This window comes from Fibrobacter sp. UWT2, from assembly GCF_900142545.1.
GTDB lineage: Bacteria > Fibrobacterota > Fibrobacteria > Fibrobacterales > Fibrobacteraceae > Fibrobacter.
The window spans coordinates 50111-66943 of the sequence record NZ_FRBF01000012.1; the positions used below are offsets into that span (position 1 = coordinate 50111).

Annotated in this window: 8 protein-coding genes; 7 read left to right on the forward strand and 1 reads right to left on the reverse strand. The window is 49.8% G+C overall.

Annotated features, from left to right (window positions below; genetic code table 11):
- The first annotated feature begins 142 nt into the window (after nt 1–142).
- The 3 genes from sprA (at nt 143) to BUA40_RS09520 (ending at nt 10110) form a co-directional block, all read left to right on the forward strand.
- The gene (sprA, locus tag BUA40_RS09510; RefSeq protein ID WP_255369271.1) at nt 143–7015 is read left to right on the forward strand and encodes a T9SS outer membrane translocon Sov/SprA; all 6873 of its coding nucleotides are present in this window, start codon (nt 143–145) and stop codon (nt 7013–7015) included.
- Nucleotides 7016–7019: 4 nt separating this feature from the next.
- On the forward strand, nt 7020–8108 hold the full coding sequence (mnmA, locus tag BUA40_RS09515) for a tRNA 2-thiouridine(34) synthase MnmA (protein ID WP_072800409.1): 1089 nt from the start codon (nt 7020–7022) through the stop codon (nt 8106–8108).
- A 130-nt stretch (nt 8109–8238) separates the two neighbouring features.
- Nucleotides 8239–10110, forward strand: a complete 1872-nt coding sequence (locus BUA40_RS09520; protein WP_072800410.1) for a T9SS type A sorting domain-containing protein — start codon at nt 8239–8241, stop codon at nt 10108–10110.
- A 3-nt stretch (nt 10111–10113) separates the two neighbouring features.
- Here BUA40_RS09520 and BUA40_RS09525 read toward each other — a convergent pair whose 3' ends face one another.
- Nucleotides 10114–11166: a glycoside hydrolase family 16 protein gene (locus BUA40_RS09525; protein ID WP_072800411.1), complete on the reverse strand. Its 1053-nt coding sequence runs from the start codon at nt 11164–11166 to the stop codon at nt 10114–10116.
- A gap of 135 nt (nt 11167–11301) precedes the next feature.
- Here BUA40_RS09525 and BUA40_RS09530 point away from each other — a divergent pair, with 135 nt between their 5' ends.
- The 4 genes from BUA40_RS09530 to BUA40_RS09545 are packed head-to-tail and all read left to right on the forward strand — an operon-like array spanning nt 11302 to nt 16785.
- Entirely contained in the window at nt 11302–12348 is a 1047-nt protein-coding gene (locus tag BUA40_RS09530; RefSeq protein WP_072800412.1) for an HD domain-containing phosphohydrolase, read from the forward strand.
- 22 nt (nt 12349–12370) lie between these two features.
- Complete coding sequence (locus BUA40_RS09535; RefSeq protein WP_072800413.1) at nt 12371–14587, forward strand: ATP-binding protein; 2217 nt, start codon at nt 12371–12373, stop codon at nt 14585–14587.
- A 1-nt stretch (nt 14588) separates the two neighbouring features.
- Nucleotides 14589–15689, forward strand: coding sequence for a BMP family ABC transporter substrate-binding protein (locus BUA40_RS09540; RefSeq protein ID WP_072800414.1), 1101 nt, complete (start codon nt 14589–14591; stop codon nt 15687–15689).
- Nucleotides 15679–16785, forward strand: coding sequence for a BMP family ABC transporter substrate-binding protein (locus tag BUA40_RS09545; RefSeq protein WP_072800415.1), 1107 nt, complete (start codon nt 15679–15681; stop codon nt 16783–16785). Before BUA40_RS09540 ends, BUA40_RS09545 begins: the two co-directional genes overlap by 11 nt.
- Nucleotides 16786–16833: the final 48 nt, after the last annotated feature.

A 16833-nucleotide genomic window follows, 5' to 3' on the forward strand; every position in this document is an offset into this window, starting at 1 on the left:
TCATGTTATGACGGCATAAAAGCCGTACAAATTACCGAAAAATTGCTAATTTCGCACAAATTGCGGGAAAAATCCCATATTGTAGGTGGTTTTGCTGTGTGCAAATTCAGTATTTTATGGGGCACCTGTATAGAAGAATATTGTGTTTTTTGAAGGTCTAAAACGCTTGTGGCCGGTGGCGACTGTCGCCCTTGCCGTAGGAATCGCCTGGTCCCAGAGCGATTCTGTTTCGGTTGTGTCTGCAAGTGAGGCCGAAGCGGCTGAGCCCGACCCGGCAGAGACCGAGTGGCAGCCCACTTACCAGTACATTTCTCTCCCTCCTTCGGTAACTCCGCTTAATGGGCTTTTGCCTTTTGGCGGCATTGGCGCTTCGCCGACGCTCATGAGTACCAACAAGGGGCAGGTCTTTAGTCACGATATCGATGTCTCGACTCGTGAGATGGACGTGAGCGAAAAGCGTGTGAACTCCGTTTCTCGCGATACCACCACCTTGTGGACGGCGCATTACCCCGAATTGGCGGATTATGTGTCTGACATGTACAGCATTGGCCAGAAGAGCTTGTGGCTGAACGATTTGGTGGGTAAGGCCAACGACGGCTATGAAACGCCCGAAACCGGTTCGGTGTTCGACATTACCATTCCGGTGACCATGCCTGCATGGATGCGCGACTTTGGCTTGGACAAGCCGAAGCTGATGCTCCAGGGTACCATGGATATCCGCTTGAAGGGTTACGGCGAAAAGGATGATGCCGAAGGTAGTACCAATACGAGCCTGTGGCCCAGCCCGACTCTGAACTACACGCCGAACTTCATGGTGAAGGGCAAAATCGGTCCTTACATCACGGTTGAAATCAACAACGTGGAAGAAGGCTTGGGCGCGCGTAACCAGGTGCGCGTGGTTTACGAAGAATCTTACAAGGACGAATTCGAAGATTACATTCTGCAGCGCGTCGAAGCCGGTACCACAAACCTTGCCTTGACCGGTACGGAACTCACGGGTTACTCCGAGAACCACCAGGGCCTGTTCGGTATCAAGGCCGACTGGAAACTGGGCGACTGGCGCCTTACGACCATTGCCTCGCAGGATGGTGGCGATCAGGAAGAATACAGCCTGAAGGCTAGTGAAACGGTTTCGGAATTCCAGATTTTGGATAAACAGTTCGTCGCTTACCGTTATTACTTCTTGAATTACGACGCCAGGGATAAGTATGTCCGCGAAGTGACGAACTCGGGTAGAAAGGCTTCGACCTATAATGCGACGAGCTTGAAACTTTACAAGCGCGGCGCTACCAATGCCAAGACCGGCGTGATTGACAATGTGTATGTCAAGTATGTGACTCCCAACGGAAAAACGGTCACCAAGCTGGTGGAACGCTTGACTGAAATTCCTGGTACCGACTTTAGCTATGACCAGAAGATGGGCGTGATAAAGGTGAATGGCATTAGCCGCAACACCTTGCTTGCCGCAAGCTGGGCTGAAGATCGCGGTGGTAAGTCTTCGGTGAAAGATGGCGATACCATTACGCTTATCCAATGGGATGCAACCCTTTCGGAACTCGTTGATATCGACAAGTTGATGTTGCGTAACGTGTACTCCATCGGTATTTCGGATGCCAGTTCTTCGAGCTTCGTGTTGCGCATGAAGAACAAGTCTGGCATTTCGGGCGACTTCCTCAAGAAACTGGGCTTGGTGGATACCACTACGGGAACTCCGCTGGTGAACGACGCTACCATCTTCAAGAAGGATGGTACCGGCAATTACACGGGCGAAATGTGGCTCCCTTGTAAAAAGTCTTCGGACGCGGTTTACTCGGACAAGAGCAATGCCGAAGAACTCGCCAAGCAGAACTGCTTGGAACCGTTGCGTAACCTGGATTCTTCTGCTGCCATGGCTCAGCTTTATACGCTGCCGGTCTATAACCTTTCTCGCTACACGAACCGTTTCTACTTCGAATCGGTGGGCAAGCGCCGCAGCTCTACGATTAGCGTACGTGACCCGAGCTCGAGCTATTCTGTGAGTGGTAGTTCCTGTATGGATATTTCGCCGGGTACTGAAAAGGTGACTGCTGGCTCTACGACCCTTATTCGCGGCACCGACTATGAAGTGAACTACGAACTGGGCCAGATTGAACTTTTGAGTGAACGCGCCCTTGACCCGAACAAGGATATCAAGGTGAGCTACGAATGCGAACCCCTGTTCGAAATCGACAACAAACTCTTGTTGGGTGCCCGTGCGGAACTGCCTCTTGATCTGTATGGCATGGGCGCCGGTTCTGTGTTCGGCATTACCGCTTTGTACAAGAGCCAGAGCACTACGGCTAAGACCCCGACTCTGGGTAACGAACCTTATTCCAGCGTGCTGTGGGGCATGAACCTCCGCCTGCAGGATACCGTGCCCGCCCTCACCGAACTGGTGAACCTGATTCCGGGCATTAACACGACGGCGCAGTCGAGCTGGCGTTACGAAGCGGAATTTGCTGCTAGCCGCCACAATGCGAACACGAGCGATGATCAGTCTGCCTTTGTGGAAGATTTTGAAGCGACAACGTCTGGCTTGACTTATCCTCTTTCTCGTCTTTCCTGGTACCAGGCGTCGCCTCCGGGCGGTGTTGAATCGGATCGTTCTACTTTTATTGAAAAGCTTGACTATAAGCACCAGGGTGAATTCATTTGGCACAGCAACAATACGGAACTGTACAAGAATATCTACACGCCGGTGGGTAACTCCGATGTGGATAACCAGCACTTGACCGTTTTGAAGATGACTCTCCGCGCAAATGACAACCTGGCCGGAAATTCCTGGGGCGGTATCATGCGCCCGAACAGTAGCTACTACCAGGATTTGAGCGACATGAAGTACATCGAGGTGGTGGCCCGTGGTAACGTGGGTTCCCTTTACCTCGATCTCGGTTTGGTGAGCGAAGACCTTTCGATTAACGGTTGGTCGCCGAACGGTGAATACAACGGCGAAAATGATATCGGTACGACGACCGCCTTGCATGACAAGGGTCTTGACGGCTTGAGCGGAACCGACGAATTCGATACGGTGTGGGACTGCCGCACGACTCCTTGTAAGGGCACGGAACATAGTATCCGAATGGGGAACGTGGATGCTTCCACGAACGATATTTCTCGCGATAACTACGACGATGACCTGGAAGACGAAAGCGATCCGCCTAAGCAGATGAACGGTACCGAAAATAACTCCGGTGAACGCACCTACGATACCGAAGATATTAACAGGAACGGATCTCTAGATAAGGACATCAGCTTTGTCCGTTACCGCATTGATTTGTCCGACACCAACAAGGTGAATTTCGAAGAACTGAGAAACGGCTGGCGCAAGTGGCGTATTCCCTTGAACCAGTACGACACCATTGTTTCTTCGACGGGTAGCGACTACCTGACGATTCTTGCGGAAGCCCAGTTCAGTAGGCTTTGGCTCGGTAAGTTGAACAACGGCGTTTCTGAAGCCAAGGTGCAAATCGTGAACCTTGCCGTGGTCGGTAACGCTTGGGAAGAAACGACTGTGGCGGATTTCTACCAGACTTCTTCTACTGAACATTCTCAAATCGTTGAAGTGAACGGCGTGGAAATGAAGGTGTCCGAGAACGTGATGTCCCGTGATACCAGCTACATTAGCGTGAAAACGATTAACAACCGCGAAGATGCAAACAAGTATCACAAGTCGCCCAATACCCGCACTGAAAGAGATTCGGATTCCAATGCGCCCCTTAAGGAAACCGCATTGGTGCTGGATTACCACAATATCAGTCCGGGCCAGGAAGTGGGCGTTACCCGTATTTTTGAAACCGATGTGAAGGACTTCTCGAACTATCGCTCCCTGAAAATGGAAATCCATTATAAGGCGAAGGACGGCGTGACCGATGTTCCGGTGCGCTTCGCCATTCAGTTCGGTGAAGGATCTCTTGAAGGCTCCAACGATTACTACGAATGGAGCTTCCGCCCGGTAAATTACTCCTGCAACAAGGGCAACGGTGAACGCGAATCGGATTGCCATGAACGCAACTGGCTCGACAACGCCTTCGCCATGGATGTTGCTGACTTTACGGATTTGAAGCGTGGCCGTCGTCCGCCTTACCTGAATGCAGTCGTCAAGGATCTTGGCGGTGACCGTGATGAAAAGATTCGCTTGGTGGGTAACCCTTCGATTACCAGCGTCGACTGGATGCGCTTTGTGATTATCGCTGACTCCAGCGCTTCTGAAGCTGACTTGGATTCCGGTACCTTCTGGCTCGATGACCTGCGTCTTTCGGACATGGATACCGAATGGGGCTATGCAGCTCGTACGGGCGGCCAGGTGAACTTTGCCGACTTTATTTCGCTTTCCGGTACGATCCGCTACCAGGACGGAAACTTCGCTACGCTTTCGACTTCTAACGGTTCGCCGAAGCCCAAGACTTCTGCAGCTGCCTCCCAGCTCGATGTGGCGGGTGACTTCACCATGAACCTGAACAAGTTCCTGAATGACAGCTCCGGATTCCATATCCCGCTTTCTTTGGGTTACCACAGCTCGACCAAGCGCCCCTACATGAAGCCTACTGACGACATGATGCTCAAGAAGAGCAGCTTCGTAGACCTTACGGGCGACATGTTCCAGAACAAGCTTGCGGTAAATTCCAATAGGGAAGAGCAGGATCTTCGCGATAATGCCGAATCGAAGGGTTACCAGTCCTATACTCGCGATAAGTCCTTTGGCATTAGCTACCGCAAGGATTACCACGCTCACGATTCCAAGCTGGGCGAAGTGATGTCGCAGATCTTCTTGGATCGTCCGGCAGTGAGCTATTCTTATAACGAGTCTGAAGGTCGTGCAACTACGTCTGCCGACTCCTCTTATTCGTACCACACGGTGATTGAATATAAATTGGGAACCTTCAGCAACTTCAAGTTTAGACCGCTTGATGGCCTTTCGAAGTACGAATGGTTGAAGCCCATTTCGAAGTCTGAATTTGAACCCTGGCCGCAGACCTTCGACCTTACCGTTTTCGACTTGAACTACATCCGTTACGTGAACCAGAACCGCGATCCGGATTATGTGGAGCCTCAGGTCGACAAGATCGTGACATACACGACGGAATTGAACCACAAGCTGAATATGCGCTGGAATATCTTCTCGTTCCTGACGACGAACTATTCCTTGAACATCAAGCGTGATATGTACGGCGGTGGCGACCGTGAAGCCTTTGTGAAGAAGAACTTCTTTACCTCTCGTGATGGCGGCCTGTTTGCTAGCGACTACATCTTTGATTACGACCATACGGACCACCGCGTCTATGTTTCGGGCGACAGTATTGTGGCTGTTCCCTACGATACGATTCCGAAGGTTTCTGAATCCGGTGATACTTTTGCCATTGACATGCAGAACCCGAATTCCTACGAGATTCGCTACGATACCACGGTGTTCTACAAGGTGGATAGCGTAGGCTCTAAGTCTTATGGTAAGTCTTACGGTATTTTACGCAACGAACGTGCCCGTTCTCAGCAGTTCAAGATCGGCTTTAACCCTCGCTTGATTCCGTTCTTGCCCTTTAGCGCAAACTTCAGTTCTGACTTTAACCAGCAAAAGACCATTCCCGATGACTTCGACTTTATGGACGAAACGTCTATCGAGAAAAACTACTGGACGATTTCTCAAACCAACCGTTTCGAGTTCTCGCCGTCTTTGAAGGTGCTGGATTTGGCCCGCAGCTTTGGCAAGGAAAACCCGGTGGCTAGTGCCTTCGATAAGGTCAAGTGGCGTGAAGTCCGCTTTAATTGGACCGCCAGCACTAACACCGTGGGTGAAAACTTTACCTTGGCTCAGTTGTACGAAGACCAGGGTGTGACTCCGCTGCAGTATTATCTGTATGGCCTTGGCTTGGGTAACGGTTATCGTAACCGAGGCTTCTATAACATTGTCACGGGCGACATGGGACTGGATCATCGCGACGATTTCACTCGTTTTGCCCAGTATAGAAACCGCCATGTCGATACGTTGGTGTACCAGGGTAACTTTAGGCATTCCGTGTCCCGTCAGTTCCAGGTCGGATCTGGCATTACGCTCCCGATTTGGGATATCGGCGTGACAGGCGATTTGCAGTGGAAGGAAGACTTCTCGCAGTCTAGAGAATACCCGATGTATATCGATACCACGACGGTGTGGCCGAAGATTGGCGTTGGTGTGACGGTGCCGAACTTTGCCCAACGTATTTCGTTCTTGAATCGTTTCCGTAGCGTGTCTACCTACCATCGCTTTGACTACGCTTACACCACCACGGTTCACCCGTTCCAGAGTGCTGAAGATTCCTGGTCCCAGAGCATCAACTTCAATCCGCTCATCCGCATTACCTTCTTGCTGCAGAACAGCATGCGTATCGAAAACAGCGTGCGCATGAAGATCGAAGATACGGATAGGCGCCCCAAGGAAGAAGTGATCGGCATTACCACCTGGCCGGATTCTTCGGGTACGGGCAAGGATACGTCGGATTACTTCTGGGAAACGCCGTGGATTCACACGTCGCTCTATAACGACTTCATGTTCAACATTGGCGATGACTTTACCATTACTTACCCGCTCAAGCTCGATAAGGCCGTGAAGTTCTTCAAATGGTTCTTCAAGTTCAAGAATTCGATTGACTTGAAGCTTACTGCTGGTTACGACTACAAGAAGACCATTCGTAAGGAATACGATCCTGACGAAGGTTACAACAAGTGGAACAAGGAAAGCGGAACGGATGGCGTGTTCAAGCAGTGGACGTTTGATGACGGCTTGTATGGCAACGTGAGGGATACGGTGGCCTACAACCCGAAACTTTCTCTGACAGATCGCACGGTGCCGTCTCGTACTCATGAATGGTTTATTCGCCCCAGCGCTGGTTACCAGTTCAACAAGATTGCCTCGATGAGCAGCTACATTGAATATCGCCAGATTCATGAAAAGCTGGATGATGAAACTCCGCACTTGCGTCAGATTCTGCAATTTGAAATTGCACTGATGTTGAGGTTCGACTAAGCCCATGTCTAAGGCAAGAGTTGCTGTAGGAATGAGTGGCGGCGTCGATTCTTCGGTGGCGGCACTCCTTTTGCTTGAACAGGGCTACGATGTTTTTGGCGTGACGCTGCGTGTGCTGCCGCCGTTGTCGAGTCCTTACGATCCCGAAAAAGATGAAAGCGTTTTGAGGGCCCGGGCGGTCGCGAAAAAGCTGGGCATAGAGCATTATGTGGCGGTGTGCGATGACGCCTTTACGGAACGGGTGCTTAAACGCTGTCACGATGATTTTGCCGGGGCCCGCACGCCGAATCCTTGCTGCTATTGCAATCGCTATATCAAGTTCGGCTGGATGCTTGACTTTGCATTGGAGCACGGCGCAGACTTCCTTTCTACTGGGCATTACGTGAATGTGAAGGAGGTCGGTGGCGTGCGCAGGCTTTTCAAAGGTCGCGATGCCGCGAAAGACCAGAGCTACTTTTTGTTCGGCGTGCCCGATTCCGCCATGGCGCGAGTGATGACTCCGCTGGGCGATATGGAAAAGCCTGAGGTTCGCGCGATGGCGGCGAAGCATGGCTTTGAAAACGCAAGTGCGAGCGATAGCCAGGACATTTGCTTTGATATTTACGGCGACGATTACACGAACTTTTTACAGGAGCGTTTCGGTGCGATGACACGCCCGGGAAACTTCGTGACCGCCGACGGCAAGATTTGGAATCGTCACGAAGGTTACCACCGTTACACGGTGGGGCAACGCAAGGGACTTGGCGTTGCGCTGGGCGTCCCCGCATTCGTGCAAAGCGTGAATCCAGAAACGGGCGATATCCTGGTGACCGCCGACAAGTCGGCCGTCTCGGCAAGCGATGTGCGTATTCAGAATTGCGAATGGCACGGCGTGAACCCTGCAACAGGCCGCGACTACGCCGTTGGCGATACTTTTGAATGCGAGGGCATGGTGCGTTATCGCCAGCGCCCGACCCGTTGCATGGTCAAGATTTTGGAAGACGGCTGCGCACTCGCCAGTTTTGAACAGTCCCAATTTGCAGTCACCCCTGGCCAGTGCGCCGTGTTTTACGATGGCGATATGGTGCTTGGTGGCGGCTGGATAATACGCTAGGGATTTTTTTTGCAGGTGTGGACATTCTTTGTGATGAATGTCAACACCTTGAAATTAAAAATATCCATTTAAGGTCTTATTTGTATATCTTTAGGAAGAGCGCCCGAAAAAAGGGTGTTTGAGGAGTATTATGAAAAAATTTGGTTTTGTGGCTCTAAGTGGAGCTCTTTTGTTAGGTGGAGAGGCTTTCGCTGCACCGGGACTTACCGTGAGTGGCACGGATCTTATGTACAACGGCAAGAAGATTTTCTTCTCGGGTACGAACCTCGCCTGGAGTGACTACAACTCCGATGTGGGTGATTCCCCGCTGAACGAAAATGCCTGGCGCAAGGCTGTCGAAGGCACGCGCGCTGCAGGCGGTAACGCCATTCGCTGGTGGCTTTTCAACAACATGAGCCAGAGCCCGACCATCGACCAGAGCACGCATCTGGTTTCTGGTCCTAAGGAAAACACCATCGCCAACATGAAGAAGGCTTTGGACATTGCCGAAGAATACGGTGTGATGGTTTCCATGTGCCTTTTCAGCCATAACCTGATGGAACCGAACCAGTGGGGCCTTTACAGCGAAAAGCTCGATATCACGGCAAACGAAAAATTGTTCGAAGACGAAGGTACGTCGGCCTTTATTACGAATGTACTCGTTCCGGTCGTGAAGGCTATCGGTAACCACAACGCGCTCATGACCTGGGAAGTCTTTAACGAACCCGAAGGCATGACAAGCGTGGGCTGGACCACCAAGAAACTCGACAAGGCCGTACTGCAGAAGTTCACGAACAAGATTGCAGCTGCCATCCACACCACAAACCCGGAACTGCTCGTTTCTACGGGTAGCGTGAATATCCAGTATCAGAGCTGGTGGAACGATTCCGAACTTATCGCCGCCGGTGGCGAAGCGAATGGTACGCTCGACTTTTTCCAGACGCATTACTATCCGTACTACCAGAACGATGCCGTGTCTCCGTTCGTGAATACGGCAGCCCAGATGGCGACCAAGTATGGCTACGATTCCAAGCCCATGATTATCGGTGAATTCCCGGCAAGCGGCTGGAAGGGCGATACTTATACTACAAGCATGGCGGCCAAGACCCAGATTTCGACCGAAGAATGCTACCGTAAGGCCTTTGACGGCGGTTATGCCGGCGCACTTGCCTGGCAGTATATTGGCGACAAGACCGAATCGAACTTCGGCGGTTACTCCTATACCATTGACCCCGCTCTCGATGCCATGAAGGCGCTCGCTGCAACGGAAGAAGCGAGCATCAAGATCAAGGATGTCGCCATCAGTCAAGAAAGTGGCGATGGCAAGATGTCGGTCACTTACGGTGGCGACAACGCCCAGATTGAATACCAGAAAACCTGGGATTTGAGCAAGGCCAGCACGTTCACGTTCGAGGCCACCAACAAGGGCGAAAGCGATGCCCAGTTGCACTTGATTTTCAAACTGACGGATGCTTGGACCTGGACCCCGGTGAATGATGACGATGGCGCATGCGTCGTGCCCGCTGGAGAATCCGTAACCTGCTCCTACGACATTTCTAGCTTTACCGATCGCAACAAGACCTTGAGCGTCGTTGTCGCAAACTATGCCGCAGGCTACACCGGCACCATCCTTTACGACAACTTCAAAGCGGGCGACCAGGTTCTTTGGGACTTTAACGAAGACAAGTACGACGCATTCAGTCGCGGCTTCGAAAACACCGAAGAGATGATTCCCGAAATCAAGATTGTCTTCGGAGATCCTTCGGGAATTTGCATGCGCCCGCAAGTTGCAGGTGCCAAGGCTCTGCGAGTAAGTGGTAACATGCTTAGCCTTTCGATGGGCCGCACACAAGGCGTGACAGCGGAACTCTTCGATGTCACGGGCCACAAGGTTGTAACGCTTCACAAGGGTACACTTTCTGCAGGCACGCACCAGTTCAAGATGAATGCGGCAAAGGGCATGTACCTTGTTAAAGTCAAGGGCCAGGGAATCAACCTGACCCAGAAAGTGATGGTGAAGTAGTATTTACTGCGTCACTCGGATGTAGTCGACGAACATTTCGTTCGGGAATTGAGCGTCGTCTACTTCGAATCCGGGCCAGTTGCCTGCAACGGCGACATTCAAGATAAAGAAGAATGGCTTGTGAAAAGCATCGGTTCCGCCGGTGCTTTCTTTTATGGATATCTCGTGATACTTGAAGTCGTCAACATACATGACGATAACGTTTTCGTCCCAGACCATTTTGTAGGTATGGAACTGCGTGATATCTAGTTCCTTGCTTGTGCCGTAATAATCCTTGGTATTGTTGCCGTATTCGGCGTGGTTGCCTTCGTATGCCCAGTGGTTGGTTCCGTAGACGATGTTTTCGCTGTTCACTGTTTCGATGATGTCGATTTCACCGCAGGCAGGCCAGCTTACGGCATCGATGTTTTCTCCGAGCATCCAGAATGCCGGCCAGATTCCCTTGCCTACGGGGAGCGCGATTCTCGCTTCAACGGTGCCGTAGGTAAAGCTGAACTTGCCCTTGGTAATCATGCGGGCCGAGGTGTACTTGGAACCTTTGTAATCTTCCTTGTTGGCACGAATGTGCAAGATGCCGTCTTTAATGTAGGCGTTTTCTTTGCGGTCGGTGTAGTATTCCCATTCGTTGTTGCCCCAGCCGCTGGCACCGGTGCCGATTTCAAAAGTCCATTTTTCGGAGTCTATGTTGTCGCCGTCGAATTCGTCGTGCCAGAGATACGGGGATTCGCCGGGGTTGCTTTCACTCGAAATGTTTCCGCTTGAAGTGATTCCGCTCGAGCTGCTGGCAATGTCATTTGCGCTGCTCTCGGCATCGCGAGAACCGCTCATGTCGGTAGCGGAAGAATTTGCTGTGGATGGATTTTCAGCCTCGCTGGAGATTGCCGGGACATCTGCGGAAGATGAGGTCGGTTCAGTAACCGGGGACTCTCCGGAGGGGGTGGTCTGCTCGCTTATTTCGGCGTTTTCGGCATTGGAAGAGGAATCCGAGGAGCAGGCTGCCGCGAAAAAGGCGACTCCCGCGCAGAGGGAAAAAAGGCTGAAAAAAGGGAATTTCATGCCTTAATTATATAAAAAATCGCCATTTTGCGCCAAAACGTGAGTATTTCGTCATATTTGCGGAATATTTTTTTAAGAAATTGTCAAAAAGGCTGTATTCTAATATATATTTACAAAGTGTAAAGAGGATTTAACATGTTGGTTTCGCAAAACAAGACGGTCTTGATCGTAGACGATGACCGAATGAATTTAAAGTTCGCCGAGCACATGCTCAGTTCGACGTATAATGTCGTAATGGCGAATTCCTATAAAGAGGCACTTGACTATCTATCGAGGGAACAGCCCGCTCTAGCGCTTTTGGACGTTCATATGCCAGAAATGAACGGCTTCGAATTGCTGGCTGAAATCCGTAAGATAAAGAGTTGCAACGACTTACCGGTGGTGTTCCTGACGGCGGACAGCGACCGGGAGACCGAGGTCCGGGTGTTTAGGGAAGGGGGGCTAGACTATATACAGAAGCCCTTGGTCCCCGAAGTGGTGTTGGAGCGAATCAAGCGCATTCTTTCGCTGCGAAAGCTACAAGAGAATCTTGAAAGCGAGGTGGAACGTCGTACGGCCGAACTGGAAGAAAGCCGTCGCAAACTGCAAGTTCTTTCGTTGCAGGTGGTCAAGACGCTTGCATCGACGATTGATGCCAAGGACCGTTACACGAACGGCCATTCGAGCCGCGTGGCTAAATACAGCAGGGAAATCGCGCTCCGTGCGGGGAAGCCGGTCGAGTTCCAAGACGAAATTTACATCGTGGCGCTTTTGCACGATATCGGTAAAATCGGTATTCCGGACAACATTCTGAATAAGAGTTCCAAGTTGACCGATGAGGAATACGAGACGATTAAGCAACACCCGAGTATCGGGGTTGAAATTTTGAAGAATATTTCAGAAATGCCGAATATTGAAATTGGTGCCCATTATCACCATGAACGTTTTGACGGGAAGGGCTACCCCGAAGGGCTTGCCGGTTACGACATTCCTGAAATTGCTCGTATTATTGCCGTGGCCGATGCATACGATGCTATGACGAGTCGCCGCAGTTATCGTTCTGCACTCCCGCAAGAGGCGGTGCGTAGCGAAATTGTGAAGGGTCGTGGGCTCCAGTTCGATCCGGACTTCGCTGATGTCATGCTCCAAATGATCGATGACGACGTGAATTACGAAATGCGCGATGATGGACAGGGCCTGTAGCGGAAACCGACGGGAGTCAACTATGGAATCAAACGACATCTTTGATGAAAATGACCGCCGAGTCTTGCGAACCTTGACTCGTGTTATGCGTTGGTTGTGGGCGATGTTTCCGTTGATTTATTTCGGAAACTTTATTCATTTGTTCAAAATTGACTATTGCGAATTGAACGTCCTAACGGTTGTCGCGTTTGTCATTTTGTGGCTGCCGACCTTTATTGAACGTATGGGTGCCTCGCTGATTGTACGCAGGTATTTTTGCGTGTTGGGCATGGGCTGCATTATTGCAATGCTTGCGACGAATGAAAATATCGGCGTTTATATGACCTATACACTTGCCATGGTCACTAGCCTGTTGTTTTTTAATGCGGCGTTTACCCTTAAAATTTCGATATTCAGTTATGTGCTGATTGTGGTGTCCCTTTACTTTAGGGCGCCCGGCGCAAACCATGGTGAATTTTCTTCGGATACCTTCTGGTGGATATCCCGTTCTGCGGGCTTTTTGATTGAAGCCATTGCCATGACTCTTTTGTGCATTACTATAGCCAAGTTGACTCACCGCTTGCTTGAAAATTTGGACAACGCCCGCAAAGAAGCTCAACATTCCGACGAATTGCGGCGTGCTTGGGCCGAAGCCGAAGAAGCCCGCAAAAATGCGGAATCGGCGAATATGGCCAAGAGCTTTTTCCTTGCCAACATGAGCCATGAAATCCGTACTCCGATTAACGGCATTTTGGGAATGAACGCCATGCTCCTGAAGGAATGCAAGGATTCATCGCTGCTGGAATATGCCCAGAACATCCAGAATGCGGGGCATACGCTCTTGTCGCTTGTGAACGATGTCTTGGATATTACGAAGATCGAATCGGGCAAGATGGAGCTTTTTGTTGGTGAATATGATTTGTTTGCGGTCTTGAACGATTGCTATTGTGTCGCTGAACCTCGCGCTCAAAGTAAGGGGTTGGAATTCAATATCAATGTGAATCCCAAAACGCCTTCGTTGCTTATGGGTGATGAAGTGCGTCTTCGCCAAATTGTGAATAATCTGCTTTCGAACGCCATTAAGTACACACCGTCGGGAACGGTGGACTTGTTGGTGGATTTCAAGAACTTGCCTGCGGAAAATACCGACAAGCGTATTGAACTGGTGATCATCGTGGCCGATACGGGCATTGGCATTCGTTCCGATGACCGCGATAAATTGTTCCAAAGTTTTGAACGAATCGATTTGGATCACAACAGGAATATTGAAGGTACGGGCCTGGGCCTGAATCTCACCAAGAAGCTTGTAGAAATGATGAATGGCCGTGTGCTGGTGAAGAGTGTCTACGGCTCTGGTTCCGTATTTGAAGTCCATATCCCGCAACCTATTATGGGTGATGCTCCTATCGGCAACTTTATGGAACGCCATAAGGAATTTATTTCCTTTAATTCCGGCGTGAAAAAATTCAAGGCGAAAAAGGCCCGTTTGCTGGTGGTAGACGATGTGGCCATGAACTTGAAGGTGGTTTGTGGACTTCTCAAAGAAACGGAAATCAAAATTGATACGGCGACCAATGGTGAAGATGCCCTCGCCCTTGTAGAAGAGAACCGTTATGACTTGATTCTCTTGGACCACATGATGCCTGTCATGGATGGAATTGAAACCCTCCAATGCATGAAGGATATCAAGGGCTTCGACATCGCGAAGACACCCGTGGTGATGCTTACGGCCAATGCGGTGGTCGGCGCCAAAGACGCTTACATTCAGGCCGGATTTACCGATTATATCACGAAGCCTATTCGTGAAGAAGTCCTGCTGTCGACGGTGAAAAAGTTCTTGCCGCCGGAACTGATTGACGAGATGGATTCTGGTGAAAAGAATGAGGCGCACGAATCGCAGCATTCTCTAGGGAAACTTTCTGATATTGTCGATGCAGCAACGGGTCTTGGCTATTGCATGAACGATAAGGGCTTTTATCGCGAAATGCTTGTCGAGTATGTGAAAAACGATCGCAGTGCCGATTTGGAAAACGCTTTTGCTAAAAGCGATTTTGAAAGTTACCGGATCAACATGCATTCCTTGAAGAGTACATCGTTGACGATTGGTGCTGTGGGCTTGTCCGAAACGGCAAAGGCGATAGAAGCCGCTTGTAAGGAAGGGAATATCGATTTTGTTCGGAGTCAGCATGAAAAATGCATGGCCGACTACAAGATGATTTTAGAAAAGTTGTCAAACTATCTTGCGACGGAGGAAACGTAACATGAAAATGGTTTATGTTGTTCCGTCGCTAATCCTTGCTGTCATTATAGCGGGATTGCTCACATTCAATGTGAAAAAGAAGAATACGGATATTACTCGCGAAAAGACAAAAATCGCGATGATCATGAACGGTTCTATCGAAGATCATAGCTGGGGTCAGTCGCATTACGAAGGCATGCGAAAGACCGCTAAGGAATTGAATCTGGATGTTTTGTTCCGCGAAAGGATTCCGGCAGATAGAACTTCTGAAGAAGTGATGGAAGGCCTCATTGCCGCAGGCGCAAAGATTATCGTGGCGAATTCTTTTCAGTTAGGGCCTTACGTTCAAAATGTGGCTGTCAAGCACCCGGATGTAAAGTTTTTCCATGCGTCCGGCTTGTCGTATTCCAGGAACTTGTCGACGTATTTTGGCCGGATTTATCAAATGCGCTATCTTTCGGGCATTGTCGCCGGCATGCAGACGAAATCCGGCAACATCGGTTATGTGGCGGCATTTGATATTCCCGAGGTGATTCGAGGAATCAACGCTTTTACCTTGGGCGTGAAAAAGGTAAACCCGAATGCGAACGTGATTGTTCGCTGGACAAAATCCTGGAACGAGGACAAGGCCTGTGCTAGGGCGACCCGTACCCTTTTGGCTCATCACGATTCCATTGATGTGCTTACCTTGCATACAGACAGTCAGGAACCCTTACGCATTGCAGATTCTCTTGGAATCTGGCTGGTGGGTTATAACTTGGACAATGCGGATTTGTATCCGGAACATTTCTTGACGGCTCCCGTGTGGCGCTGGGAAAATTTCTATACGCCGCACATTCTCGAGGTTCTCAAACAAAAATTTGTAGGCCGAAATTATTGGAGTGGAGCCAATTCGGGCGTGGTTGACTTGGCCCCGCTAACAAACCATGTGGCGCCGGAAACGATTGATCTTGTAAACAGTGAACGCGAAAAAATTCAGAACGGTTCTTTTGATGTCTTTTACGGACCCATCGAAGATGATGCCGGAACAATTCGCATTAATGAAGGGGAAAGCATGTCTGACAGCGATATGCTGAATAATTTCAACTGGTTCGTAAAGGGGGTAATCATCGATGAAGAGTAAAGTGACTATGGGGGCGTTAACAGCAGTCGTCATCTTTTTTGCGCTGTTGTACGTGGTGTTTGCAAAAGTCGACAATGTGGAATCGGTCAAGAAAACCGAATCGCAAAAACTCCGTGTCGGATTTGTCCTTTTAAGCGATACGGCTGACAATGGCTGGAATGAAACCATTTATAAGGGAATCAGGAATGCTTGCGATTCCCTTGGCGTGCAAAGGAACTTGGTGATTGATATTCCCGAGGAACGTATTCCCCTTGCGAATGCGGTGACCGGAATGATTGCCGATAGCTTGAAAGTCATTGTGCTTACGAGCTACAATTATCCGATTTTAATCAAGGATATTATTGAATCGCATCCGGAAGTGACATTCTATGGAATCAACTGGGAATATGACGCTCCCAACTATAAAGCCTATTTTGCGCGCATTTACCAAGCGCGGTACCTTGCAGGAATTGTTGCGGGGGCCATGACCAAGACGAATCACATTGGCTATGTGGCGGCTATGAAAAATATTCAGGTATACAGGGGCTTGAATGCGTTTATTCTAGGCGCTCAGAGTGTGAATCCGAAAGCGAATGTATTCGTGCGTTGGACCAATTCCTGGAATGAAGGGACTACAGAAACCGAAAACGCTAACAAGTTGATTGACAGCTCGGGTATCGATGTAATCGCATTCCACCAAGATAGAGCCTTTATTATTGAAGTGGCCGAAAAGCGTGGACTTTATTGCATAGGAAACCATGTAGAGAATAACCGGTTCTCGCCTAGAATGCTTACCTCCATCGCTATCAACTGGGGCATTATTTACAAGGACTTTATTCAGGACTATATCCAGAAAAAGGATAACGAAAATATGGATTACTGGGTCGGACTAGAAAAAGATGCCGTAGGGCTTGCATTCTATTCTAGCGAAGTTCCTGATAGCGTGAAGATTCTGGTAAATGCGGCTGCCGAAAAAATCAAGGCAGGCTACAATGTTTTCTCGGGAAGGATTGAGGATGTCGAAGGAAAGATCCGTTCCGAAGAGGGCGAAACGATTAGTGACGAAGTTCTGCACAATGAAATGAATTGGCTAATTAAGGGTGCGATAGAACCATGATAAAAAAGATTGGGGTGCGTCCCTTAGTTGGTATTCTTTTTTTTGTTT